At 37.5% G+C, this 25,623-nt stretch carries 26 protein-coding genes; all 26 read right to left on the reverse strand.

Annotated features, from left to right (window positions below; translation table 11 throughout):
- Positions 1-238: 238 nt before the first annotated feature.
- Positions 239-1,279 (reverse strand): EpsG family protein, encoded by a 1,041-nt coding sequence (locus EV202_RS11325; RefSeq protein ID WP_165899424.1) that lies wholly within the window; start codon positions 1,277-1,279, stop codon positions 239-241.
- Positions 1,280-1,428: 149 nt separating this feature from the next.
- The gene (locus tag EV202_RS11330) at positions 1,429-2,415 is read right to left on the reverse strand and encodes a glycosyltransferase family 2 protein (protein WP_131927141.1); all 987 of its coding nucleotides are present in this window, start codon (positions 2,413-2,415) and stop codon (positions 1,429-1,431) included.
- Between the two features lie 9 nt (positions 2,416-2,424).
- Positions 2,425-3,462 carry a Gfo/Idh/MocA family protein gene (locus tag EV202_RS11335; protein WP_131927142.1) on the reverse strand — a complete coding sequence of 346 codons (1,038 nt, stop codon included), beginning with the start codon at positions 3,460-3,462 and terminating at the stop codon, positions 2,425-2,427.
- Between the two features lie 4 nt (positions 3,463-3,466).
- The gene (locus tag EV202_RS11340; protein ID WP_131927143.1) at positions 3,467-4,906 is read right to left on the reverse strand and encodes an NDP-hexose 2,3-dehydratase family protein; all 1,440 of its coding nucleotides are present in this window, start codon (positions 4,904-4,906) and stop codon (positions 3,467-3,469) included.
- A 5-nt stretch (positions 4,907-4,911) separates the two neighbouring features.
- Positions 4,912-5,790 carry an NAD-dependent epimerase/dehydratase family protein gene (locus tag EV202_RS11345; protein WP_131927144.1) on the reverse strand — a complete coding sequence of 293 codons (879 nt, stop codon included), beginning with the start codon at positions 5,788-5,790 and terminating at the stop codon, positions 4,912-4,914.
- Positions 5,791-5,855: 65 nt separating this feature from the next.
- Entirely contained in the window at positions 5,856-6,782 is a 927-nt protein-coding gene (locus EV202_RS11350) for a glycosyltransferase family 2 protein (protein WP_131927145.1), read from the reverse strand.
- Positions 6,772-8,145, reverse strand: coding sequence for a lipopolysaccharide biosynthesis protein (locus EV202_RS11355; RefSeq protein ID WP_131927146.1), 1,374 nt, complete (start codon positions 8,143-8,145; stop codon positions 6,772-6,774). Before EV202_RS11355 ends, EV202_RS11350 begins: the two co-directional genes overlap by 11 nt.
- Positions 8,145-9,047, reverse strand: coding sequence for a transketolase family protein (locus EV202_RS11360; protein ID WP_106070221.1), 903 nt, complete (start codon positions 9,045-9,047; stop codon positions 8,145-8,147). Before EV202_RS11360 ends, EV202_RS11355 begins: the two co-directional genes overlap by 1 nt.
- Entirely contained in the window at positions 9,044-9,856 is an 813-nt protein-coding gene (locus EV202_RS11365) for a transketolase (protein WP_106070220.1), read from the reverse strand. Before EV202_RS11365 ends, EV202_RS11360 begins: the two co-directional genes overlap by 4 nt.
- On the reverse strand, positions 9,807-10,760 hold the full coding sequence (locus tag EV202_RS11370; protein ID WP_106070219.1) for an NAD-dependent epimerase/dehydratase family protein: 954 nt from the start codon (positions 10,758-10,760) through the stop codon (positions 9,807-9,809). The genes EV202_RS11365 and EV202_RS11370 overlap by 50 nt, the downstream gene beginning before the upstream one ends.
- Positions 10,760-11,836 carry a CDP-glucose 4,6-dehydratase gene (gene rfbG, locus EV202_RS11375; protein WP_106070218.1) on the reverse strand — a complete coding sequence of 359 codons (1,077 nt, stop codon included), beginning with the start codon at positions 11,834-11,836 and terminating at the stop codon, positions 10,760-10,762. Before rfbG ends, EV202_RS11370 begins: the two co-directional genes overlap by 1 nt.
- A gap of 5 nt (positions 11,837-11,841) precedes the next feature.
- Positions 11,842-12,648, reverse strand: a complete 807-nt coding sequence (rfbF, locus tag EV202_RS11380) for a glucose-1-phosphate cytidylyltransferase (RefSeq protein ID WP_106070612.1) — start codon at positions 12,646-12,648, stop codon at positions 11,842-11,844.
- Positions 12,649-12,656: 8 nt separating this feature from the next.
- Positions 12,657-13,661, reverse strand: a complete 1,005-nt coding sequence (gene pseI, locus EV202_RS11385; RefSeq protein WP_106070217.1) for a pseudaminic acid synthase — start codon at positions 13,659-13,661, stop codon at positions 12,657-12,659.
- A 57-nt stretch (positions 13,662-13,718) separates the two neighbouring features.
- Positions 13,719-14,441 carry an SDR family oxidoreductase gene (locus EV202_RS11390; RefSeq protein ID WP_106070216.1) on the reverse strand — a complete coding sequence of 241 codons (723 nt, stop codon included), beginning with the start codon at positions 14,439-14,441 and terminating at the stop codon, positions 13,719-13,721.
- Between the two features lie 18 nt (positions 14,442-14,459).
- Positions 14,460-15,680, reverse strand: coding sequence for an ANL family adenylate-forming protein (locus tag EV202_RS11395; RefSeq protein WP_106070215.1), 1,221 nt, complete (start codon positions 15,678-15,680; stop codon positions 14,460-14,462).
- Entirely contained in the window at positions 15,677-15,901 is a 225-nt protein-coding gene (locus tag EV202_RS11400; RefSeq protein ID WP_106070611.1) for an acyl carrier protein, read from the reverse strand. Before EV202_RS11400 ends, EV202_RS11395 begins: the two co-directional genes overlap by 4 nt.
- 62 nt (positions 15,902-15,963) lie before the next feature.
- The gene (pseH, locus tag EV202_RS11405; RefSeq protein ID WP_106070214.1) at positions 15,964-16,548 is read right to left on the reverse strand and encodes a UDP-4-amino-4,6-dideoxy-N-acetyl-beta-L-altrosamine N-acetyltransferase; all 585 of its coding nucleotides are present in this window, start codon (positions 16,546-16,548) and stop codon (positions 15,964-15,966) included.
- A 35-nt stretch (positions 16,549-16,583) separates the two neighbouring features.
- Positions 16,584-17,543, reverse strand: coding sequence for a UDP-2,4-diacetamido-2,4,6-trideoxy-beta-L-altropyranose hydrolase (gene pseG / locus EV202_RS11410; protein ID WP_106070213.1), 960 nt, complete (start codon positions 17,541-17,543; stop codon positions 16,584-16,586).
- Entirely contained in the window at positions 17,530-18,216 is a 687-nt protein-coding gene (gene pseF, locus EV202_RS11415) for a pseudaminic acid cytidylyltransferase (protein WP_131927147.1), read from the reverse strand. Before pseF ends, pseG begins: the two co-directional genes overlap by 14 nt.
- Before the next feature lies 1 nt (position 18,217).
- Positions 18,218-19,381, reverse strand: a complete 1,164-nt coding sequence (pseC, locus tag EV202_RS11420) for a UDP-4-amino-4,6-dideoxy-N-acetyl-beta-L-altrosamine transaminase (protein ID WP_106070211.1) — start codon at positions 19,379-19,381, stop codon at positions 18,218-18,220.
- A gap of 4 nt (positions 19,382-19,385) precedes the next feature.
- Positions 19,386-20,411 carry a UDP-N-acetylglucosamine 4,6-dehydratase (inverting) gene (gene pseB / locus EV202_RS11425; protein ID WP_106070210.1) on the reverse strand — a complete coding sequence of 342 codons (1,026 nt, stop codon included), beginning with the start codon at positions 20,409-20,411 and terminating at the stop codon, positions 19,386-19,388.
- A gap of 5 nt (positions 20,412-20,416) precedes the next feature.
- Entirely contained in the window at positions 20,417-21,598 is a 1,182-nt protein-coding gene (locus EV202_RS11430) for a capsular polysaccharide biosynthesis protein CapF (protein ID WP_131927148.1), read from the reverse strand.
- A 4-nt stretch (positions 21,599-21,602) separates the two neighbouring features.
- A complete protein-coding gene (locus EV202_RS11435; protein WP_131927149.1) occupies positions 21,603-22,793 on the reverse strand; it encodes a UDP-N-acetyl glucosamine 2-epimerase in 1,191 nt (396 codons plus the stop codon).
- 10 nt (positions 22,794-22,803) lie between these two features.
- Positions 22,804-23,895 (reverse strand): polysaccharide biosynthesis protein, encoded by a 1,092-nt coding sequence (locus tag EV202_RS11440; RefSeq protein WP_131927150.1) that lies wholly within the window; start codon positions 23,893-23,895, stop codon positions 22,804-22,806.
- Positions 23,896-24,016: 121 nt separating this feature from the next.
- Entirely contained in the window at positions 24,017-24,679 is a 663-nt protein-coding gene (locus EV202_RS11445) for a transcription termination/antitermination NusG family protein (RefSeq protein ID WP_234878289.1), read from the reverse strand.
- 369 nt (positions 24,680-25,048) lie between these two features.
- A complete protein-coding gene (locus tag EV202_RS15300) occupies positions 25,049-25,351 on the reverse strand; it encodes a hypothetical protein (RefSeq protein ID WP_234878290.1) in 303 nt (100 codons plus the stop codon).
- Between the last annotated feature and the right edge of the window lie 272 nt (positions 25,352-25,623).

A 25,623-nucleotide genomic window follows, 5' to 3' on the forward strand; every position in this document is an offset into this window, starting at 1 on the left:
CTAACTCCAAATCATAATCTAAAAACGTTACTATTCAGTTTATTAACTCACACACATGTATTCCTAAAAATCAATCAGCATAAAAGAATAACTCTCGTAATCTATTCTCTAGGAGAAATTTAAAACTAATTAGCCCCCCTAAAAGTTATTTCAGGCTGATTAACTAAATATCACAGCTCTCTTTCCTGATAATTTTATTTTTCCGCATCTTCAAAATTAAAACTTGAAGATCTTACGATTACGCTAACTGAGATTTTCGCATAAGCCATATTCCAACAAGAAAAATTATTATGTAATAGGTCATATTAAATCCGCCGAATTTATAATGAATAAAATAAAATTCATATAGTCCTTTATTAGTGAGATAACCATTTAGTGTGATTACTGAAAAAAGATATACGAATCGTAATGGTTTTGATTTTATATATGAAACTGTAATAGGGATTGAAATAATGGACAATGTTTGGAAGTATTGAAGCATACGACCAACTTGGTTCATGCCTGGAGCAAAAGCATACCCTATTACAATTATGAGTAAAGCAATAAAACAGATCTTATTCATACCTAAATCGAAAATATGCTTCTTCAAAGAAAAAACATAAAATACCAGATAAAGAGATGGAATGATTATTTGTTTAATATCTATTTTATTTTCAACCATATAGGCATCATAAGCATCCATATTAAACACAAATATCATCAACTTCCCAAGATCAGAGCGCATCAAAATAAAAAACAAAGTGAAAGCAACCGCTGATAAAATAAATACTCGCTTTTTTTTTATTCCATACATAAAATATATGGGCAACCATATAATACTTGAGTAATGTGTAAAAAATGCCATAACACACAATACCAAATAAGGAATAATTTTGCCTTTAATAATACATGGTATTGTAAACAATAAAATTGAAATAGCCATATACTGCCTGAGGACGAACAATGATTGATTGTAATTATATATAAGCAAAACGACTATTGATATAGGAACATATGGAGAGTACTCTCTTATAATCAAGTAATGAGATAAAAAAAAGAATAAATTATAAATCAAAAGAAAGAAAACAAAATCTTTCGAAATAAAAGCCACCACCTTATTTGCAATAATAAATAAATACTCCTGACTTCTGTACTGATTAAAAATATCAGATCCCGATGCAGCAGCAATTCTATTAAAGGCCGACTCATATAAAGGAAGATCCTCTACGCTCTCGACATTTACACCTACATGAAAAATGGTCAAAATAAGAAATGAAATGAGCATAAAAATATTTTCCACCTTTCCCTGCTTTAAACCATAACCTCTATAAAGCAATATTACAAGTAAATAAAAAGCAAAAAATATATATATTATAGAAAATGTATGCATATGATCAAAAAAACTATAATACAAACATTATAATAAATTAAAGTTCAGACATTTAGTGGTTACCTGGCAATTTTTCTTAATAGTATATAGAACCAATGCGATGCATCTATCATATATTTAGGGATAGCATCGAACATATATAGAGGAAGTCTCATAATGAAAGAATAGTCACTATTCAGTTTTGAGACGTATGAATTCTCTTCAATATTTGGAATAAGACGTTTTTTTTCCTCAATTATACAATCTACAAATTTCCAATTTATTTTAGTAAAACCGTAATAAGCTCTTATCAATGAATTACAATAAAACAATTTATAAAAATGATAATCTATTTCACTTTCATATTGCTGTGCTATGTCCATTTTTTTTAGAGAATTATATTCCAATTTTGCGGTATCTAACCTACCCCAGAAAGCGTTTTGATTCATTGATCTTTGAAGCGATACATTATCTACTCTATAATGATATCCTACTTTCTCAGTAAATTTAATATTTTCTGTCTTAAAATAAAGTAGAGTGGTCATAAAGTCGTGGTATGCATTATTCTCTACAAAATGGAAAACCAATCTTTCAAATAGACTTCTTTTATAAAAATTCGTAATAAAGAATAACCCATTAAGTAAAATATTCTTCCGAATATCATAGCCACAATCAGCGAACTTCCTTTCATCAATATTATCTGACTTAACAAATCCTTTATAGAATTTTTTTGCGATTATAATATCAGCACCTAACTCTACAACTTCACAATAATCATATTCCAGCCAATCATCAGCATCAACAAAACAAAGGTAGTCGCCTGTAGCTGCCTTTACACCTGTATTCCATGCCCCCCCTTGATGTCTGTTTTCTTCATGGTTTATTAGCTTAATACGACTATCTTTAGCACTATAGTCTCTAATAACTTTTTCTGAATTATCAGGAGAACAATCATTAACACATACTATTTCTATATCACGCACTGTTTGATTTATTAGAGAATTCAAACATTGCTCTAAGTATGGCATACTATTATATACTGCTACAATAAAAGATACTTTTGGCATATTTTAATATTAATAGTTCCTCGCAATTTCAATAAACTGCTCCACAAGTACCTCCTGCTCATGCAACAATCGATAATTGTCCCTGCGTGTTACCTCACACTCTACACAAGCAATAAAATACTTGATTGATTTCAAAAAGGCATCATCAGCAGGAAGCTCACGTTTTTCGAATTCTTGGTTTTTCTTGATGGTATATGAAGGAGTGAAACCAGTAGGTGCTGTCAAAATTCGGTTCGATGTTATAGTACCTTTACTACCCCATATTTCAATCTCGCACAGATAATCATTATCCATGCCGAAAGCTATTTGCGCTATATCTCCATTATCATTTGACATAGTAGCAGATCCATACATATCGACCTCAAAACCATCAATATAGTTTGCCTGAGCTGTAACTATCTTTGCCGTATCACCAAGTAGATAACGAGCATATTTCATGCAATAACCACCAGCATCAAGAAGAGCCCCCCCACCTAATTTTTTATTGTAACGGAAGTCACTTAACTGGCGGAGAGGAAATCCAAAGCAAATACGATACAGACGTACATCACCTATTTCGCCACTATCAACTACATTATTCAAAGCCTCTATCTGTGAGTGGAAAATAAACATATAGTTCTCATGAAGAGCAAGTTTCTTCTCACTAGCTATACGAATAAGTTCATCAGTATCTTTCAAGCAAGTAGTTGAGGGCTTCTCTACAAATACATGTTTACCCGCTTCAAGGGCTCTCTTCGCCCATAGGAAATGAAGTGCTGGAGGAAGTGGAATATAAACAGCATCAATCTTATCAGATATTATGAGATTATCATATCCAACGATAATCTCACCACCATACTGCTCAATAAATGTTTGAGCCTTTACACTCTCACGAGCCTGCTGCTCATCAATAGCTTTCTGAGGCACATTGATTATATCACCAAACCATTCTTTCGGACTCGCAATGCCAATAGCGACAAACGTTATATCATCACCCATCTCCTGCAAAGCGGGTAGAAATCTTCTGAATGCAATTTCAGAAGGACATATAATACCAATTCTTATCATTCTTCTAGTAAAAACTAATAGCCGACAGCAAAGAGCGGGCAGCTATATTCAAATAATTATTATACGCAACGAAAGAAAGCATTTGATTGAGAGTCATCCAGCAATAGTTCTCCTCTACTTCAATAGGAAACTCATCACCAACCTCAACAATAATGTTCAGATTCTGCTCCTGAAAAAAGCGACCACCCTCTTCACTCTGATAACTACTATACCAAATCTTATCCTCTGCTGCATTCAGAACCTCCTCAAGATAAGGAATAGTATATTCATTCTTACCCTTGCGATAATTGCCAGTCAGACATTGCACCGTTGGCGCCATTTCCACAACATCAAAGTTTCCCGATTCAAGTTTTGCCTGTACCAAAAAGTGATATATACCATTAATTTTCTTCACAATGAAGCCCATCAATCCCTCCTGAGCAGAACGCACCATCGGCTGGTCCCAAGATACAACCTCTCTGTTACCAATCTCAACACGCACACCAATAACTTCGAAATACTTACCATTCTCATGACGGATAGTATTACCATTGTATGTCCAATACAGCATTTCTGAAAGACCTATAGGTTTAACTTCCAATTCATACTTAAACTTCAAAGAAGTAATCCATTGGATGATATCCTGCAAATCATGAAGGTGGTTATCTGAACTCAAAACAGAATAGAGAAAAGAGTCTGGTTTACATGATTTAATACCTGTCATTTTCTTGACAGAATCGAGCAATTTGAGCGAGCGTTCTGAATAGCTACCAAATTTAATACAAGAAATAACAGTACGGCTATCCATGTTGACAACATTAGGATAACGAAGTAGTTCCTTAATTTGACCAAGTGAGATCCAAATGAAACCTGCCTTAATCTCAAGCTCCTCATTTTCATCAACTTCAACAATGATGTTACGATTGCGCTTATGTAGAAAGCGGGCTCCTTGCTCAGACTGCAACTGATCTACAAGAACTGTAACATCTTTCTCACCATTGAAGTATTCAAGATAGATTGGAGATTTCCCGCCATGAACCCGAGTATAGTTGCTTCGAGTTGCCTGAAGAGTTGGCGACAATTGAACAATATTGAGATTTCCTGGTTCGATCTTTGCCTGCATCAAGAAATGCATTACACCATTGAACTTCTTAACAATAAAACCAAGAAAACCAATCTCCGGCTGATTGATAATTGGCTGATCCCATGATGGGGTATTGCCATAATTGGTGTCAATATGAATACCATCTATACTAAAAAATTTACCAGAATTGTGACGAATACGATCATCGCGATAACTCCAACCTTTCAATTCGCTAATAGAAATCTGCTTAATATTAGAAACAACTTCATCATTTCGTTTTTTCATCCAATCAAGAATCTCCTGTGTTCCCATGAAAGATCCATGACTAAGAGCAGAAATCAAAAAATCTAATTGAGCATCTTCTACATTTCTTGTTCTCATAATACTTAAATATCTTGTATAAAATCTGCCAATCTCTTATATTCAAAGACACCTATAAGTGACTGAATTTTAGCATCATCGAAATAAGTATGATCACTCTCAATACGAAGATCACGATCTGGCCAAGAAACCGCCGTCACATTTGCTCCAAACTTGCTCGCAATGAGTACCGCCGCTTCTTTCAGAGAGAAAGTTTCACCACCTATATTGTAAATCTCACCATTGCTATTTGGATTGAAAGCGCCTTCCACCAGTTGATAACAAAGATCCTGCATATGGGTAAAAGTACGCTTAATAGAACCTCCCCCATAAAGAGTAATATCCTTGCCGGCTCTCGCTTGCTTTATAAAGAAACCAACAGTTCCGAAACTATAATCTGTAGAGAGCAGATTACCATAAGGAATGCAAATACGGAAAACAGCATAAGGAATATCAAAGCTTGTTTTATAAGCTTGAAGCAATCCCTCACATGCAATCTTGTTGACAGCATAAATGGTTTTTGTTTCCTTCGTGTCAGATTCCTTTAACGCCTTATCTTCGCCTTTATAGACCAATCGAGTTGAAGGAAATATTATCTTAGGGCGATATTTACTATTGCGAATAGCATCCAAAAGATTCATCAGGCCGATCTCGTTGATAGCGTTATATGCCTGATACTTATCAAATCCAACATAAGTGCCTGTAAGACCTGCAAACATGAATATATAATCCACATTAAGATCTATTTCTGCTACAGATGCAGGATTTGTTATATCTATCTTTTTATAATTAGGCTCACTAGCATCCAAAACATCATATTCCATGGGAATATAACCTTTCTGCTTAAGATAAAAATTCAAATGTTCACCAATATAGCCTTTACTACCTATTATTGCTATTTTCATTGTTGTTTTATGGTTTCACAGAGCACAAGCCCTCTCAGGTGTTTCAAACGACACAATACTTTCTTCTAACAATTATGATGCCCCATCATTTTAGCATACAAATTATTTCCCAAGATGTGAAATAGAATAACCCTAATTACAGATCGAAAACTATAATGAAGTGTATTAAAGATACCATACTTTGCGTAAATTTGTTTATAGAAATATCTTTTCTCTTTCATTGGCATATCAGATATGCTTATATACCTAAAAAGAGTACCAATAATTGTTCTGAATACATTATCCTTAAAGATTTCTCTTTCTCTATAAAAAAGATCTAACATGGTTAAATAAGGTATTATCAATTCACTTCTATTCCATGTTATATCACCACCATGTGTCTTAAGAATTGCCTGATTTGTAAAGAAACAAGTATCATTGGGAATATTTCTTAGATGTATCATCACTCTTACAATCTGGGCAATCTTCAAAGACAAATATTTATAATGATAGAATAAATCATCTTTCGTTTTTTCTATATTATGTGCACCTTCTGATGTAAAAAAAGAAGACAAGAACTCATATTTATTAGACATAGCTTTGGCAAAGCCTTGCAAACCTTTAATTTGACCATTATAGGACGAATTAAATTTGATAAAAATTTCATCAGGATGCTCTTTAAGTGTTTTTATAATATACTTTAATGCACCTGCTGATAAATAATCATCATCTCCCAAAACAATAAGCCATTTCGTATTACAGAACTCAAATAGCCTTATAATATTTGCATCTCCACCTACATTAACCTCATTCTGGTATGGTATTACACCATACTCTACAATGTATGGTTTTATAAATTCTTCAAAATTATAATTGGTGCTCTTATTATCTCTAACTACAATCTGGATATCATCTGTAATCTGTGAACAAATATGCTCTAAGCACTCTTTCAAATAATTGCTTCGATTATAAGTCGGAATACCTATTGTCAGCAAAGCTTTTTTATTTTCCATTATGCCATTTTCGTTTGTATGAATAATAAGTATAATAACCCCATGGAAACATTAATATCTGGATTATACAGTAACCTATCGTTACACCGTATAGTCCATATAGATGTCCAAAGCCTAATGTTGATATCATACATAAGCCTCCCGCAACTACCGAATTAATAAGAAAAGGCTCTTTCTTGTGACATCTTAGATATGTTGCCCAAGAATTCACATATTGATGAGTATAAACAGGTATTATCATTAGGAGTAGTGGAATATAATCCAAAAAACGATCTGCAAAAACATTTCCATTAATCTTTAACTCAGTTATTCTTAAAAAGAAAATAAATAATAAAAAGAGAAACAAAAGGACAGCACATACTGATGTCATTTGCCGTAATGTTTTCTTAAAAAGCTTATCTAACTGTACATAATCTTTTAAAGCTATAAGTTTGCTATAAAGCGGAACCTTAGTGCCGATCCAGCTAAAAGACAGGGTCTGTATTGCATTTAATGCTTGAAGTGTCATTCCCATCTGACCAGCAACCACCGCTCCTTCTACTACGAACAATACTATATTAAAGATATTAAATATAAAATAACCACTAATCCAAGAAAGAGATATACGCCATTGAAGGGGGAATATCTCCTTCATGTAAGAAACCCTATTCTCAATCTTCTCATTCCATAAATTAATTATAATTCTTAGTAATCCCTGTCTTATTACAAAAGTCAGCCATACGATAACAGAAACCAGATATCCTAATCCTACAACATACAATTTAAGTCCTACGGCAAGTCCTATCCATGTAAATACAGGAATTATTATTTGTTGTCCAAAAGTGATAATCGACATTTCTTTAACATAGCCTAATCCACTTAATATTGAAGTTAGAGGTCCTTCGTATAATTTAATACCTGTGGCTATAGAAATAATTATCCATGGCAATCTCCATTCCACATCAGTGGATTGTGTTTCTCCGAAACGCTTAAAGTATAAGAAACCTACTATTAAAAGAAACGAGACCACTAAAAGGGCCAGAATTGCATACCATTTAATGCAAAACCGAACTAATGAAGCTAACCTAGAGACAAAAAAGGGATCTCCCGAATAATGCCCATCATCCGTGAGTTGAAGACAAGAAGCCTCATGCGCAGCAAACTGGGTCATTATGCTAGTCAATCCAAGTTCAAAGAAGACCTGCATTGCAAGTAATGAACCAAATGTATAGAAGAATCCCTGTTCTACTCCTGTTAGAAAAGTTGTTATAAAGAATACAGAAGCTACTCCTGTAAACCCTCCGATTATTCTAGCTCCCGAAGAATAGGCTATAGACTTATCAATTCCTATTTTCTTAGCAAGTTCTTTGACTATATTAGCCATTATAAAAAAAGCCTTTCGTATTTTCGTAAAAATAGTTGAGAACCTACAACCTCAACAAACTCATCAGGAATAGCAATTCTCTTAATCTTTGGATATGTTTCTATCCCACCATCAGCATAAAGATCATTTACTATCTCAACAACAGCAGACCCCATACCACAAGATTTCTGATGTTCCTCTATTGTAATCAATCCTTTTGGGTGAGAGTTAATAACCCTCTTCAACTGATCAATATCAATAGGCTTTACAAATGGAACGCTATAGAGATTATAGGGAAGATTTTCATCCTCTATTTGATGCTTAGCTGCGTCAAGAATATTACCGCAAGCTAATACCGCTTTTTCATTCCCTTTCTTAACGATTAGCGGGCAGATATCTCCAATCTTAATATCTATAACCTCTTTAGTATGTACGACCTTCTCACCAGCTTTACCCAAACGAATATACATAGGACCATCGTATATAGCAGATAACTTCGTTATAGCCTTAGCTTCGATCGGGTCACCCGGCGTTGCTACCACTATATTGGGTATAACACGAAGGGCACCAATATCCTCAGTCGCTTGATGAGTAGCACCAAGGCTACCATAAGCATAACCAGCTCCTACAGATACAATCTTCACATTCACATTGTGGTAAGAAATATCATTACGTATCTGCTCCAAGCACCGGATAGTTGGGAAATTACCTATTGAATAAAAATACACATTATAACCTGCCATTGATAAACCTGCCGCTACTCCTGCCATATTCTGTTCAGCAATTCCCACGTTCAGGAAACGTTCAGGAAACTCCTCTGCAAATGGCTCGATAACATGATAACCTAAATCACCTACAAGCAGAAAAATTTTATCATTATGACGAGCTTCTTCAATTAATTGCTTTATAAAATTCGTTCTCATAACAACTCCTCCTTAGCTTGTTTAAGTTCACCATCATTTGGTGCGCTATAATGAAATTTCAGATTATGTTCCATGAAACTAACACCTTTACCCTTTATTGTATTTGAAACGATTACGGTTGGCTTGCCTGTGCATTCTTTAAAATTATCGAAAGCAGAAATAATCTGATTATAGTCATGGCCATCGATTTCAATAACATTCCATTGAAAAGTCTTCAATTTTTCAGGAAGAGGATCAAGACACAACACATCCTTTGTATCCCCCAAGGCCTGCATTTTGTTCTTGTCTACTATCAAACAAAGATTATCCAAATGATTATGAGCTGCAAACATAATAGCTTCCCAATTGCTACCTTCATTGATTTCGCCATCACCAATCAAACAATACACACTGTTGTTTAGACCATTGCGTTTCGCGCCAAGAGCTAATCCGCAAGCTACTGGCATACCATGACCAAGACTACCTGTAGAAAGCTCTACACCAGGAAGTTTATGAGTGGCATGAGCAAAAAAAAGAGTTCCATTCTTTGCAAAGTTCTCCATAAGTTCATTCATATCAATGAATCCCATTTCTGCCAAAACTGCATAATATAGGGCACAACAATGCCCCTTACTCAATATAAATCGATCTCGTCCAGGAGCCTCCTTTGTTTCTGGAGTATTATTTAGATAGTTGGCATAAAGTGTAACAAGTAAGTCCGCCATAGATAAAGCTCCACCAGAATGCGACTCATTTGCATTATGAGCCATTTCAAGAGCTTTATAACGAACTGACTGAGCCAGTTCGAATAATTGTTTTTTTTCCATCATTATACTTATTGAGATAAAATTCTATAGTTTCATACAACCTTTCATCAAAGTTCGATGTATTTAGATTATAGATATTTTTACGAAGGGCAGTAGTATCCCCTTCCATATACATACATTGCCCATAACGATAAGGCAGTGCACCAAAATTCAATTTAAAACTTGGATTAATTGCATCCCTTATCTTACTAACCAAATCTTTCAAAGATGTTGGATTGTCAGAACAGATATTATAAATACCACTCTTTCCATCAGCATAAATTGCCATCTCAATAGCTTTCGCACATTCACCTACATAAAGATATGCCAATTTCTGTTCTCCAGGTGTTAAATCCATGTGGTCCTCATTTGATATACTCTTTATTAAACTGGGAATTAACCATCTGTCTGCTTCATGAGGGCCAAATAGAGGGAAAAGACGAAACCAGAACCAATCCATGTCATGAATTTCACAGAAACTTCTCAGTATTGTTTGAGATGCAGATTTTACTGCTGCATAAGCTGTCTTGGGATTGATAGGATCAGATTCTTCAATTTTTTTAGTGAAGTTTCCATATTCTGATTGGGAGCCAATGCCTACAAACTTCTTGCATTTAGTTTCCAATGCTATATCTAGAAGCTCCTGTTGTAAATAAATATTACTCACCTGCTTACTCCACACAATACGATCTGCAGCCGCTACTCCATTCCAAGCAAGATTATAGACAATAGTTGGATTAAAATCATGAAATCTTGATTTCCAATCATCTGAGTTATCAACCCATAGTACTTTTTCTTTATATGATTCCAAGCCGTTAAGTTTAGAATTAGGCCTTTTAAGGCATAACACCTCATGACCATCATCCACTAGAGCTTTAACTAAATATGCCCCAATAAACCCACTTGCACCTGTTACAAATGCTTTCATTACCTAAGAAACTTCTCAATTTCCTCCAAACAGAGGTTAAATACATTTTCTGTTTTATATCTCTTGTACCAATCAGCCGTTAAAGCTACACACTGCATGGCATTTAATCTTGGCTTCCATCCAAGACGTGTCTTCCCCTTATCAATATTAAGCATCAACAAATGTGCTTCATGGAGTGCCTCAGAATCTGAAACATCTTGCAATTCTCCAAAACCAAAGGTCTTGATGATAGCAGTCGCCATCTCCCAAACAGTAAGCACACTTTCAGCTTCAGGACCAAAGTTCCAGCCTTCACAATATTCTGTAGGATTCTCCCACATCTTCTGAGCGAGCATCATGTAGCCAGAAAGAGGCTCTAATACATGCTCCCATGGACGAATAGCCTTTGGTGAACGAATTTTGATTGGACTACCTGTTTCAAGCGCACGAATACAATCTGGAATAATACGATCAAGAGCCCAATCGCCGCCTCCAATTACATTACCGGCACGAACTGATGAAACGCTAACGGTATGCTTCTTACCATAATCTTCCGGATTAAAGAAACTCCTTCTCCAGCTTTGGATGGCAATTTCGCAAGCACCTTTAGAGGAAGAATATGGATCATAACCACCGAATGGGTCAGTTTCAACATACCCTTTCATCTGTTCTTTGTTATCATAGCACTTGTCGGTAGTAATCATTATACCAACTTTCACACTCTTTGTAACACGAATAGCCTCCATGATATTGATAGTTCCCATCACGTTTGTCTGATAAGTCTCGACAGGTTGCACATAGCTCAAGCGAACCAATGGCTGAGCAGCAAGATGGAAAACAATCTCTGGCTGATATTCAGTAAAGATTTGCTTCATCTTTTCGCCATCACAAATATCAGCACGAATATCTGCTTTGATTTTTGAGCCAATACCAGAAAGAACAAAATTGTCTTTCTCAGAATATGGCTCAAGACCAACACCTACAACCTCAGCTCCTAACTCATGAAGCCAAATAGAAAGCCAAGACCCTTTGAAACCAGTATGGCCGGTTACAAGAACCCTTTTTTCTTTATAAAAACTATTGAAAATATCCACCATATTGTTTAAAAACCTTTAGGGATATTAGGAATCGCACGTTTCCAACGTTGCCAAGGTGCTTTATTTTCAGCTAGCAATTTTTCCAACATAGCTTTCTCACGAACGTTGTCCATACATTGCCAGAAACCTTTATGAATGTATGACATCAACTGATTCTCTTCAGCAAGTTTGGTAAGTGCGACCTTTTCAAACACACATGTATCATCTGTTAAATAATCAAATATTCTTGGCTCAAGTACCATATATCCAGCATTGATAGGTACCCCATCAGCAATATTCTTCTCTCGAAAGGATTTTACCGCTCCTCCCTCAATATCAAGCACCCCCTTCTCTTGAGCCATTTTAACTGCTGTTAGAGTTGCAAGTTTACCATGAGACTTATGAAATTCTAGCAATTTGTCTATTTCAACATCACATACACCATCGCCATAAGTGAACATGAAAGGTTCATTACCAACATACTTCTGAATGCGCTTAACACGACCACCTGTCATGGTGTTATAACCAGTATCAACAACAGTCACTTTCCAAGGCTCCATATTTGTCTGATGAACCGTCATTTCATCTTTACCATTACGAAAATCAAAGGTTACATCAGAATTATGCAAAAAGTAATTAGCAAACCACTCCTTGATATATTCCTGCTTATAGCCTGCACAGATAATAAACTCTATATGTCCATAGTAGGCATACTCTTTCATAATATGCCAAAGAATAGGCATGCCGCCAATCTCAATCATTGGTTTTGGTTTGAATTGGCTTTCCTCACTGATGCGTGAGCCAAAACCACCAGCTAAAAGTACTACTTTCATGGTATATTTCACTTTATGTAATCAAGACTCATTCTATCCCCCTTATTAAGATTACAATTTACCTTTTTCCCTAGTATATCTTTGAAATATTTTGGATGCAATCCAAAACCCGGCCTCACAGATCTCACATTCTTTTCTGTGATAACATCACCAGCTTTCATATCTTCAGCAACATAGAGAGAACGAGAGAAATTGCGTCCTTTAATTTTGAAAGGGTCTGTAGGATAATCAACATGACCAAGGGCCTTTTCTACATTACGAATAGAGATTGTCATTGCTGCAAATTCTTCTGTAGTCATAGAGAATGCAGCGTCAGGTCCCCCAATAGCCCTATCCATGATGAAGTGCTTCTCAACTATTTCTGCACCCAATGCCACTGCTGCTACTGCCACATCAGACCCCATTGTGTGATCAGACAATCCTACTTTAACGCCAAAACGTTCTTTCATGTCAAGCATTGTCTTGAGATTTACATTCTCAAGAGGGGCAGGATAAGCAGATACGCAACGAAGAAGAGTAATATCTGTGTTACCTACCTCATGACAAACCTTAATTGCCAGTTCGATATCTTCCATTGTTGCAATACCCGTCGAGATAACCATTGGCTTACCTTTACTTGCCGCATATCGTATGAGGTTAACGTCTGTTATTTCAAAGGAAGCAATCTTATATATTGGATTGCCACACTCCTCCAGCAAATCAACTGCAGTATTATCAAAAGGAGTTGAAAAGCAAATTAATCCTATTGATCTTGCATAATCAAACAGCTTCTGATGCCATTCCCATGGAGTATATGCTTCTTTATATAAATTATAAAGTTTATAACCATCCCAAAGGCCATTATCAATCTGAAAGTCTTCCTTATCACAATCAAGTGTAATGGTGTCAGCTGTGTATGTTTGTATTTTGACCGCATCTGCTCCAGCTTCTTTTGCAGCATCCATTGTGCGAAATGCAATATCAAGACTACCATTATGATTCGCAGATAACTCTGCTATAATAAATGTATTCATATCAACATTCAAATATTACAAGTAGCCATAGCTCTTGCTTCACCTTAATTAGCTTAATTAAATAGTGCCATTATCAACATGAATATTCTGACCAGTAATACTCTCTGCCTTGTCACTCAACAGAAATGCCACAGTCTCAGCAACCGATCTTACCGATGTTGCAGCCTTCAATGAAGTGCGAGCATATATCTTGTCTCTCTGTTCCTTAGTCAAGGAAGCACTCATTGCTGTAGCCATAAATCCTGGCACTACCACATTTGAGCGGATACCCATCTGTCCCCATTCGCGAGCTGTATCCTTTGAAAAAGCTTCGAGTGCCCCCTTTGAAGAGGCATACATTGCCAGCCCCTTATAACCAGTGTGGACACTGATAGAAGAGATATGAACGATAGAGCCCTTAGTATGATGAAGAATCATGTTGCGAATCACATTCTTAGCCATCATCATTGGTGTGAAGACATTCACATTATACATTGCTTTCAAACGCTCAAGATTCAAGTTGGTTATAATGTCATCATAAGCCAATGCTGCATTGTTGACATAACCATTAATCTGTACTTTATTGCCACAGAAATCCTTGAAAACACTCTGGCGAATATTATCACAATCAGAGAGATCAACACTCTTGTAAAATAGTCGACCTTCATACTCGCTTTGCAGAGCCTTGAAATCATCGGGACAGCTACGAGCAATTCCATAAACAGTATGGCCCTGTTCTAGTAGGACTCGACAAATTTCTAATCCTACCCCACGAGAACAACCTGTAACTAATATATTCATGCTAAATAAATTTATTATTTACACTCTTTTTAACTTGCCTGTACGTGTGAGAGAGAATACCTCCACGAACTTAATCTTACGGGGAATCTTAAAATCCTGAAGTTGTTCCTTGAGTACCTTGCGAATCTCTAATTCTGTGAGTTCCACATTGTCTTCTAATTGAACTTCTGCTACCAAAATATTGCCAAGGATAGAGTTCTTCTTACCAAAAACCAACGATTGGCGAATACCCGAAATTGCATTGATAACATCCTCAACCTCATTAGGATTGACCTTATAGCCACCTACATTGATGAGTTCATTCTTGCGACTCTTGAACTTGAAAAAACCTTCCTCCCTGTTTGTCCATTCGATAAGGTCGCCTGAGTGATAATAATCTCCATCAAACTTGAAGCTATCTGAAAATCCCAACAGACTTTTGTGAATCAGCAACTCAGAGTTCTCGTCAACCTTAAACTTATCACGGATTTTCTCAGGTATTTGAAAAGCATCACCTCTTGCAGCGAACAACGAACCAGCTTCTGTAGAAGCATACACATTATTAATTTTTGCATTTGGGAATATTTTCTTAATAGAATCATAAAGATGCTGATCAGACTTCTCCCCCCCTAATGTTGCGCGTATCAAACTTTCGTAAGACTTCTCGAAAGGCAACAACAAACGATAAAAAGTAGGAGTTGCAGAAACATGTGTGATCTGGTACTTATCAATCAGGTCATACACCTCTGCACGATTCCTATTAAAGACATTCACAAAGGTATCTTCATTTTCAAAAGCCTGAAAAAAAACCTGTAGCCCTGCCATATGGGTAGGATTATAGGCATACCCCCAAATTTGCCCTCTATACTTATCACCAAGGCGAACCGCACGAGTCAAAGAGCTGATATGATGAACGATTTTTTTGGGTTGGCCAGTGGTACCAGATGTGAAAATAGTAATCTCTGATTGAGATTCCTGCACACCTTTTACCACATCCCCCATGCTGCTTACATGTACTTCATCAATGGCTACAACCTTGTTAATATCCTCTTCCTCAACACCATCAATTTCAGACGCATTGATATCTGAATCAATCAGGATTAAAGGCTTATTAGCGACTAACGCTTTGATGACGTTTACAAAGTACTCAAAGAGTTTCTTTGTACGCATCATTGGTATATACTCCTTACTCCCGTTAATGGCATTCAACAGCTCATCATAAGAATAAGTCCTCTCACCATCAATCAAAAAAATCATCACGCCTCTAGCTTCTTATAGATTTCTCCAATAGTATTAACAAGACCATCCTCAAAAATATCGATGTCGAATTCATCCTCAAGCTTTACTGTCAACTCTGCCAAATCGAATGAAGTCAAACCTAAGTCATCGCGAAGGTTATCCTCATTGTTAAGTACAGTTACTGGTGCCATTTCTTTAGCTACACGAATTTCGTTGATAATTTCTAAAACCTTTGCTTTCATTATATCTGAATTAATATTATTACTCATTTCGTTGTATGATATTTAGCAGTATTACAGTTCTATTACTTCAATCCTGCTTTACAAAACTTAATATAGTCTCTAATCTTAAGATCATACTTTTCCATAAAGAGATTTCTATCTAAGTTTGTACTAACTAGATAATTATCTCCATCCACCTTCTTTTGAGAAGAGAATTCACAACCCAAAAACGCATCTATCAATAAGGCATTTCGATTATTCTCTGCCACTGCACAATATAAATGACCAAAATCAAGAATATTAAAGAAAAAATAAAAACATTCACGAACATAGTTGTAGCCCAGCTCTCCTGATTTAGGATTCATATACAAACCTAGTTCCGCTGTGTCAGAAGCTTTATCAATATCATTTATATTAACTACACCAATATAATTACCTTTAAATGACATAACTAGCCAATAATACCTGTCATTGCGTTCTTTTAAATTATCTATAAATTCAAGATGTTCCTTTAATTGAATTTCATTTTTATTATACATCCATTTTTTTATCGACTCAGAATTACGCCATTCCAGTATCATTTTCTTTTCTTGGTCTGATAATTCCAAGAAAGACTTAAATATATATTTACTACTCTTATATTCTTGCTTTTTATTAATATCTATCATAAGTTCTTGATGCCTTCTAATGTATACCTATACTATCAAATCGATCTAAATGCTTTTATAATATTGGAAGCTATATCCGCTCTTTCTAAATGTTTTGAAACAAAGATTTTTAATTTCTCTACTGCATTTTCCAATCTACCAGTCGTCACATTTTGAAGTTGACCTAATGGAATTATGTAACCATTTTGTTCTAACATACGATAAAAATCATATTGGTTGTCTACATAAAAGCCTGCTATTATAGGCAAATTCCTGCTTAAGGCTTCAATACACACAGTACTTGCTGAAAAAATTCCAGCACTTGATTGGTCAAAAAGCATTGCCATTTGGTTCGCTCTAAGATTACTTAAAACATCAACCCTCTTTCGATTTTCATCTGACAGATATACTTTTTCGCCTAATATAACCTTAATATTATAAGGTATAGCTATTTTTAATAGCATTGATACAACTCTATCTGTCAAACGAAGAGGATCTGCACCTCCAAAACAAACTACAATATCTTCATTTCTAGTTTTAATTGAAGATTGGAGTAAAAAAGGCCTTCTAAGAAGTGAATATTCTAAACCAAGGCATAATTTTGAATAAGGTTCTATGATATTTTCATATAATGATTTATCGTTAACTCCATGATTTACTATTAAATCTGCATAGAAATGTTTATCATGTAAATCATCAATGCATACCAATTTACAGCCTTTGCCCTTTACTAGCTTTTGATATTCAGTAGTATAAAAATAATTGTCTAATACTACAATCTCATCACCTTGCAGATAAGATAAAAAGTTTTCAAATTTACTATTGTCACAAGGCAATTCTACAAGTTTACATACATTTTCTGCCTCATTCTTCTGATATTCTGAAGGATTTTGGGTAAAAAAGATACATTCAAAATCATCTTTGAGCATATCGGCAAGTGCAAGGCTACGAATGAAATGACCGTAACCAATATCTGCACTTGCATCTGCCCGAAAGTAGACTTTACGCTTTGTCATTAAACAACAATTTATATTTCATTTCAGCAAGCTTCCAATCGGTTTCTGTATCAATGTCTTGGATACGAGTTTCATCAACCTCGACACCACCGATTTTGATATTTCCAGAAAGCCATCCTGCTGTTTTATACCAATAGAACGTACCCGTATCATGATACTCCTTTGGAAGATCTTGACTACGGCTATTTTCATACTCCGGCCAATGACGTTTCATGGTTCCATCTTCCGCCAAATCAAGACAACGCCAAATAGGATAAGAAAATTGAACCACAGGATATACGACTGTGAAGTCAGAAGAAAGAAGACGTTCGTAAGCTGCTGTAATATCCTCACTTTGCGTCATTGGAGCTGTAGCGTAAATGCAACAGAAATTATCGAATTCTATCCCGGAAGCTTTATAATTACTGATTACTTCATTAAGGACATCCGCTGTTGTTGCAAAGTCGTTTGCCGTCTCAGCACTTCTCATAAATGGAACCTTAGCCCCATATTGACGCGCAACTTCTGCTATTTCTTCATCATCGGTACTAACTATAACTTCATCAAAGAGCCCTGTTTTAAGAGCCGCTTCAATGGAATAAGCAAGCATTGGCTTACCAAGAAAACGCTTCACATTCTTACGAGGTATGCGCTTACTACCACCTCGTGCAGGTATAATACATAAGTTTTTCATTTTACTTACATATAAATTCTTTGACCTCAGAGATTGTATACTGCTGCTCCTCATCTGTCAATGTTGGGAACATAGGAAGTGCGAGAGAATGCTTGTAATAATCCTCAACTATTGGAAGATCACCCTCCTTATTTCCAAACTGTTTGTAGTAAGGCATGAGGTTGAGCGGATAATAGAGCACCTGTGCGTAGATCTTGTTCTCACGCAGGAAGTTATAGAGTCCAAGACGGTCTTCCACTTGAATGATATAGAGATGGTATGCATGATAAACATCAGGAGCTTCATATGGTGTCTTGATACCTTCGACATCAGCCAAAGCCTCATTGTACTTACGGACAAGTTCACGGCGAATCTCTACGTTACGACGTGCACGTTTGAGTTGAGATGTACCTAGAGCTGCTTGAATATCAGTAATACGGTAATTATAACCAAGTTCCTGCATCTCGTAATACCAAAGTCCATCCTTACGCTGGAGTTTGTCAACATCATGAGTGATACCATGAGTTCGATAAAGTGCCATCTTCTCATAGAGATTCCTATTTTGAGTACATGCCATACCACCTTCTCCTGTGGTAATGTGTTTAACAGGATGGAAAGAAAAGACAGTGATATCAGAATACTTGCCACAACCTGTATAAACCTTATCACCTGCACTATCTATAAAATAAGCTCCAGGAGCATGACATGCATCTTCTAGAATCCACATTCCATATTCATCAGCCACTCTACGATATTCTTCCATATTATGAGGATAGCCGGCAAAATCAACAAGAACCATACCTTTATAAGTACCCTTTGGAGAAGCTGCAAGAGTTTCTTTCAATTTGTCAATATCAAGCAGAAATGTTGTAGGGTTTATATCAACGAACTTGACATTGCCTCCACAGAAACGTATACAATTGGCTGAGGAAGCAAAAGTCATAGGCGTACAGATAATATTATCGCCTTCCTTTACCCCAAGAGCCATTGCTGCGATATGGAGAGCGGCTGTAGCATTACATACCGCTACCGAATAGTCTGCATGCACGTATTCACAAAACGCTTTTTCAAATTCGGGAATAGCAGGACCACAAGTCAAGTAGTCAGACTTAAGGGTCGTTATCACAGCCTGAATGTCGTCATCGGAAATATATTGGCGACCATAAGGAATAACATTTTCTATCATTTAGTTATAATTTTAATGACGGATTGATATAGAGTTTAATCTTATCTCGAAGGGATTCAACTGTCTCCTGAACAGGATTATCGTTAGAACTGTAGTGAAAATCATCAGCAACAGGTTGGGCGTTGTAATGAGCAGTATAATTATTTTTGCCACGATGACCAGTGAAAGAGATACAAGGAAGAATTGCATAATAATCACCAAGGTCAATAGTGTTGATGCTATCGGCCGCCGAGATAAGTTCCTCATGAATCTTCTCACCGGCACGAATGCCAACCTCCTTTTGCTCCATTTCGGGAGCAATGGCTGTAGCAAGATCAGTGATGCGATAGGAAGAAACCTTTGGAATAAAAATTTCTCCTCCAATATGATTCTCTAAAGCAAACTCTACAGCTGTAACGACTTCTTGATTAGAAATAATAAAACGGGTCATTCGCTTGTCTGTAATGGGTAGGCTTCTACCGCCAAGTTCCTTACGAGAAAGAAATAATGGAATAACAGAACCTTTACTACCCATCACATTACCATAACGCACTACAGAGAAACGGATATCCTTTGAGCCTTTCATGTTATTAGCAGCAACGAAAAGCTTGTCAGAGACTAATTGGGTAGCTCCATAAAGATTGAGAGGAGCACATGCTTTATCAGATGATAGCGCAACCACATCATGCACTCCACACTTGAAAGCCGCATCAATTACATTTTGAGCACCGATTATATTAGTCTTAATACATTCTTCCGGATTATATTCTGCAGATTCGACGGATGCTATGGTAGCTGCATGAATAATAATATCGATGCCCTCGCAAGCTCTGATCAGGCGTTCCTTATCACGCACATCACCTAAGAAAAAGCGTAACTGCGAAAACTGTTTCCCGGGATATAGTTGAAGAATATCATTATGTTTCTGTACATCACGTGAGAAAACAATAATTTTTCTAACCCCAGGATAGTCGCGAAGGATTGTTTCAATGAAACAACGGCCAAAAAGCCCAGAACCACCTGTAATAAGTATTGTTTTATTATTGAACATTATATTTACTTATTATTAGATTCCACAGGATCGAAATATGTATCAGGGCGGTCAGGATCAAAACAACCGTTTGCCCATATAACAGTCACCATATTCTCGGTATCTGACAAATTAATGAGATTATGGGTGTAACCGGCTATCATCTCAACTACTTGTAATTTGTCACCACTGACCTCATAATTAAGAACCGGATAAGGAACACCATTCTCGTCAACTCCTTCCTTACGAAGTTGAATGAGACCATGACCACTGACTACAAGAAAACGTTCTACAAGATTGTGATGCCAATGTTGTCCTTTTATGACACCGGGTTTGGATATATTGATAGATACTTGACCATGGTTTTCAGTACGAATGAACTCAGAGAAACTTCCTCGATCATCAATTTTCATTTCAAGAGGATATGCAATCTTACTCTCCGGAAGATATGAAACGTAAGTAGAATAAAGCGCCTTGCGAAAGCTATCGCTCACACAAGGAATCTGAAGATTATATCTCCCCTTATCAAAAGAATAGATAAGATCGGCAATGTCACCGAGGCGCACCTTATATACATTAGGTACATAACAATACTTACCCTCTTTATATTCATGGCCAGAAAGACATGCTATTAAAGCATCAACCACATCGTCAATATAAACCATGTTGAGCATGACGCTTGGATCATTAACCTGAATAGGTTGTCCGTTAGCAATATTATAACAAAAAGTCGCTACTACAGAATTATAGTTAGGGCGACACCACTTTCCAAAAAGATTAGGAAAACGATATACAAGCACCTTGGCTCCTGTCTCCTTTCCATATTGAAACATCAGTTCTTCTCCTGCCTTTTTGGAAAGTCCATAAGGATTATCAAGAGCAGCCTGAGAAGAAGAGGAAAGCATAACAGGACAGGTATTAGCATATTTCTTAAGTGTGTTAAGAAGTGTAGTGGTAAAACCATAATTTCCTTTCATAAACTCTTCCGGATCCTTTGGTCGGTTGATACCTGCAAGGTTGAACACAAAGGAACATTCCTTGCACCATTCTTCAAGTTGTTCCGGAGTGGAATCAATATCATACTCATAAACAGCCTCAATAGCTTCGGGAAGTTTATACCAGCGAGCCTTATTATCTTTGATGTTATTAAGTTGAGCACAAAGGTTTTTACCGACGAACCCTTTTGATCCTGTAACTAACACTTTCATAGATTTAAAATTTTCTCCACACCATCTTGTTGACGATGCCTACATAACTCTGAATAATCTTAACGACTTTGGTACTGACATTTTCATCTATGTAATCAGGAACAGGAATCCCGTGCTGACCGTCTTTACAAAGTTCAACTGCAGTGGTAACAGCTTGAAGGAGTGACTTCGTATCAATACCTGCAATGATAAAGCCTGCCTTATCAATTGCCTCAGGACGTTCTGTGGAGGTACGAATGCAAATAGCCGGGAACGGATGACCTATACCGGTAAAGAAAGAGGATTCCTCGGGAAGTGTACCAGAATCTGATACCACAGCAAAGGCATTCATCTGGAGACAATTATAATCATGAAAACCAAGTGGTTCCTGCTGAATAACGCGTTTATCCAACTTGAAGCCTGAAGCTTGTAACCGGTTTCTACTCCGGGGATGACAACTATAGAGGATGGGCATATCGTATTTTTCAGCCATGGCATTAATAGCATTGAAGAGAGAAAGGAAATTTTTCTCAGTATCAATGTTTTCTTCACGATGAGCACTTAAAAGAATATATTCCCCCTTTTTAAGTCCAAGACGTTTGTGAACATCAGATGCTTCAATCTCTGCAAGATTCTCATGGAGGACTTCTGCCATAGGAGAACCAGTTACATAAGTACGCTCCTTTGGAAAGCCACAATCGGCTAAATATCTGCGAGCATGTTCTGAATAAGCCATATTGACATCAGAAATGATATCCACAATTCTACGATTAGTTTCCTCCGGAAGACATTCGTCTTTGCAACGGTTACCTGCCTCCATATGGAATATAGGAATGTGAAGACGCTTTGCACCAATAACAGACAAGCAACTATTGGTATCACCCAAAACGAGTACTCCATCCGGCTTCAAAGCAGCGAATAACTTATACGAACAATTAATAATGTTTCCACAAGTAGCACCAAGATCATCACCAACTGCATCCATATAAACTTCCGGTTCGGCGAGCTTGAGATCACGAAAAAAAATACCATTGAGATTGTAGTCATAATTCTGTCCGGTATGAGCCAGAATGAGATCGAAATACTTGCGACATTTATTGATAACGGCAGCAAGACGGATTATCTCAGGGCGAGTACCTACTACTATGATAAGTTTAAGTTTACCGTTTTCCTGCCAGTGGATATCACTATAATCTAATTTGGGAAGTTTGTCCATAATGCAACTCTTATTCAGAACGATAATCACGTGATTTTGCACAAGATTGGAGTCCGAGATCTTCACGAATGAAATTAAGTTTGAGGAGAAGCTCTTTCATGCCCTCAACATCTAGCCTGCGGGTGTTGTGTGAGTGATAATCCTCTGTACGGCTGATTGCATCATCACCTTCGGTAAAGAATTTGTCGTAATTGAGGTCTCGAGAATCGCAAGGAATACGAAAATAATTACCCATATCTTCTGAACGAAGCATCTCCTCACGAGTGACAAGAGTCTCATAAAGTTTCTCACCATGACGGGTACCAATAACCTTGACTTCTGTCTTACCAAACTCAGGATTTACTTTTGCATATATCTCCTTGAGAGCCTTTGCGAGTACTTCTAATGTAACTGCAGGAGCTTTCTGCACAAAAAGATCACCATTATTCCCGTGCTCAAAAGCGTAAATGACGAGATCCACAGCATCATCAAGGGTCATCATATAGCGAGTCATATTAGGATCTGTAATTGTTATCGGCTTACCCTCCATCATTTGCTCTACCCAAAGAGGAATAACAGAACCACGAGAAGCCATAACGTTGCCATAACGCGTACAACATATAGTAGTCTTTGCATCAGCACCAAGTGCGCGACCCTGAGCGATAGCAACTTTCTCCATCATAGCTTTAGAAATTCCCATAGCATTAATCGGATAAGCAGCCTTGTCAGTAGAGAGAACAACGACATTCTTAACACCATGTGAGATGGCAGAAAGAAGCACGTTATTAGTACCTTCCACATTAGTACGAACAGCTTCCATCGGATAGAACTCGCACGAAGGAACCTGCTTCAATGCAGCAGCTGAAAAAACATAATCTACGCCGGCCATTGCAAAATCTACAGCCTCGCGCTGGCGTACGTCACCGATGTAAAATTTCACTTTGTGGGCCACATCAGCACGATTAGCCTGAAGAAAATGACGCATATCATCTTGTTTTTTCTCATCTCGACTCAAAATCCTGATTTCTTTAATATCTGAATCAAGGAATCTCCTTAATACTGCATTACCAAATGATCCAGTACCACCTGTGATTAACAGGACTTTATCTTTGAATACTGACATAATATTATATTATTATTATAAAATTGCTAATCCAAACAGCATTGAATACTTTCTATTAAAAAATACAAATAACACAAGTTCATCAACTGTATAGTTTGTTTGCTAGTTCCAGTCGCAACTCCTACCCCATCACCTCCAGCATTCCCCCCGCAATCTCCATCCTTGCGCATCCCAGCATATCCACGCGTATCACCAGATTGGTTTTTCCGTCGCCGGTTTCCAGCACATATCCCTCCAGCCCCATGAGCTTGCCGCCGTTGACACGGACTTTGGCTCCAAGGGGGATATCTATAGGTTCGATGGTTATTTCGCCGTCGCCGTCGTTCACCATCCGTTTCAGGCTGCGCATCTGGCTGTCGGGGATGACGGCTACGGAGCGCATGCCACTGTCGGTACGTTTGGCAGCAATGTTCACCATGAAGCGTTTGATGTAGGGCAGGTGCACGATGTCCCGGCGGCGCTGCTGCTCCGTACAACGGATAAAGAGCATGGCGGGGAAAAGGATGCGCTCTACGGTGCGGCGCTTGCCGTCGGCACGGACACGAAGCTCTTGCCGGACGGGGACGTAGACTTCGTAGTCTTTGGCGTCATCGGCCTGCCGGACTATGCGGGCTTCGAGTTTGTCGCGACAGATGCGCTCGGAGTTGTTGCCCACAATGGCGATGTACCACTGCTTGGTTTCGGGCTTTTTATCGGGGAAAGATACGCCTACGGCGTCGTCGGTTTCGGCAACCGGCGCTATCTTCAAGGGCTTAGGCGAACTTATCTTTTTATTTTTTTCCACAACCTATACTAAAGGTTCGGAGCTTGTTTCAATTCCTTTCGACCTTAATTTCGGGCTTCCCCCACGCGTTTTCTTTCACAAAAAAAAGTTGCCGAAAGAGAACTTGGATAAGGCGAGACAAAATAAAAAAACGGCTCCGTATTGAAAAACACACTTCTTCCCGATTCGGGAATCGACTGTCGGGGACAAAAGTACAACTTTTTTTATATTCTACCGCTTATCTCAAAGGAAAAAAGTAAAAAAAATAGAGATTGGAGAGGTCAGGGATTGGAGGAGAGGAGAATATAAGAAGAGGCGGCGGGGATTCCCGGCTCAAGGAGGAAGGCGGCGCACGTGCCTTGACAAAGGGTTTCATACCGGCGTGCCGCTTCATACCTCTTCTTGTCCTCCGTCTTTCTTCGTCAGACCGGGAAAGAGCAGGCGCACGCCTTCCACATAGATGCGATGGGCATCTTCCTCATCCGTGAACTCTTCGAAAGCACGCAGAATGTGCTCGTAATAGTCTACCTCGTAGTTGCCTTTGCCTTGCTTGATTTCCTCAAGGTAGGTCTGGCTCATGTGGCAGACATCACGAAAGTCGTTGCGCCTGATGTGCAGACGGCTCAATTCGCGCATCAGAAAAGTGCCGAAAGCTTCGTGATTGGAGGCTTTACGGGCCTTCAAGTGTGTCATAAATAATGAAGTTTATTAAATAAACAGGATTGCACGGTAATCTGTACCCACATATGGGTACAGGCTATCCGAGAAAATCGAATTAAGAAGTTGTTTTCTGTCTTTCACAGAGGGTATGCGCTTTTATCATTTTCTTGTTTTCTTCTTGTCTATGGCGAGCGCCTCCAAAAGAACATGATAAGAACATGATAAGAACATGATAGGAACTTGGTTGGTACGAAGGTAAGATGGCTACTTCTTTTATGTGCTTCCAATCGTGTCAAACTGTTGAA

The sequence above is a fragment of the Prevotella heparinolytica genome (assembly GCF_004342845.1).
Lineage (GTDB): Bacteria > Bacteroidota > Bacteroidia > Bacteroidales > Bacteroidaceae > Bacteroides > Bacteroides heparinolyticus.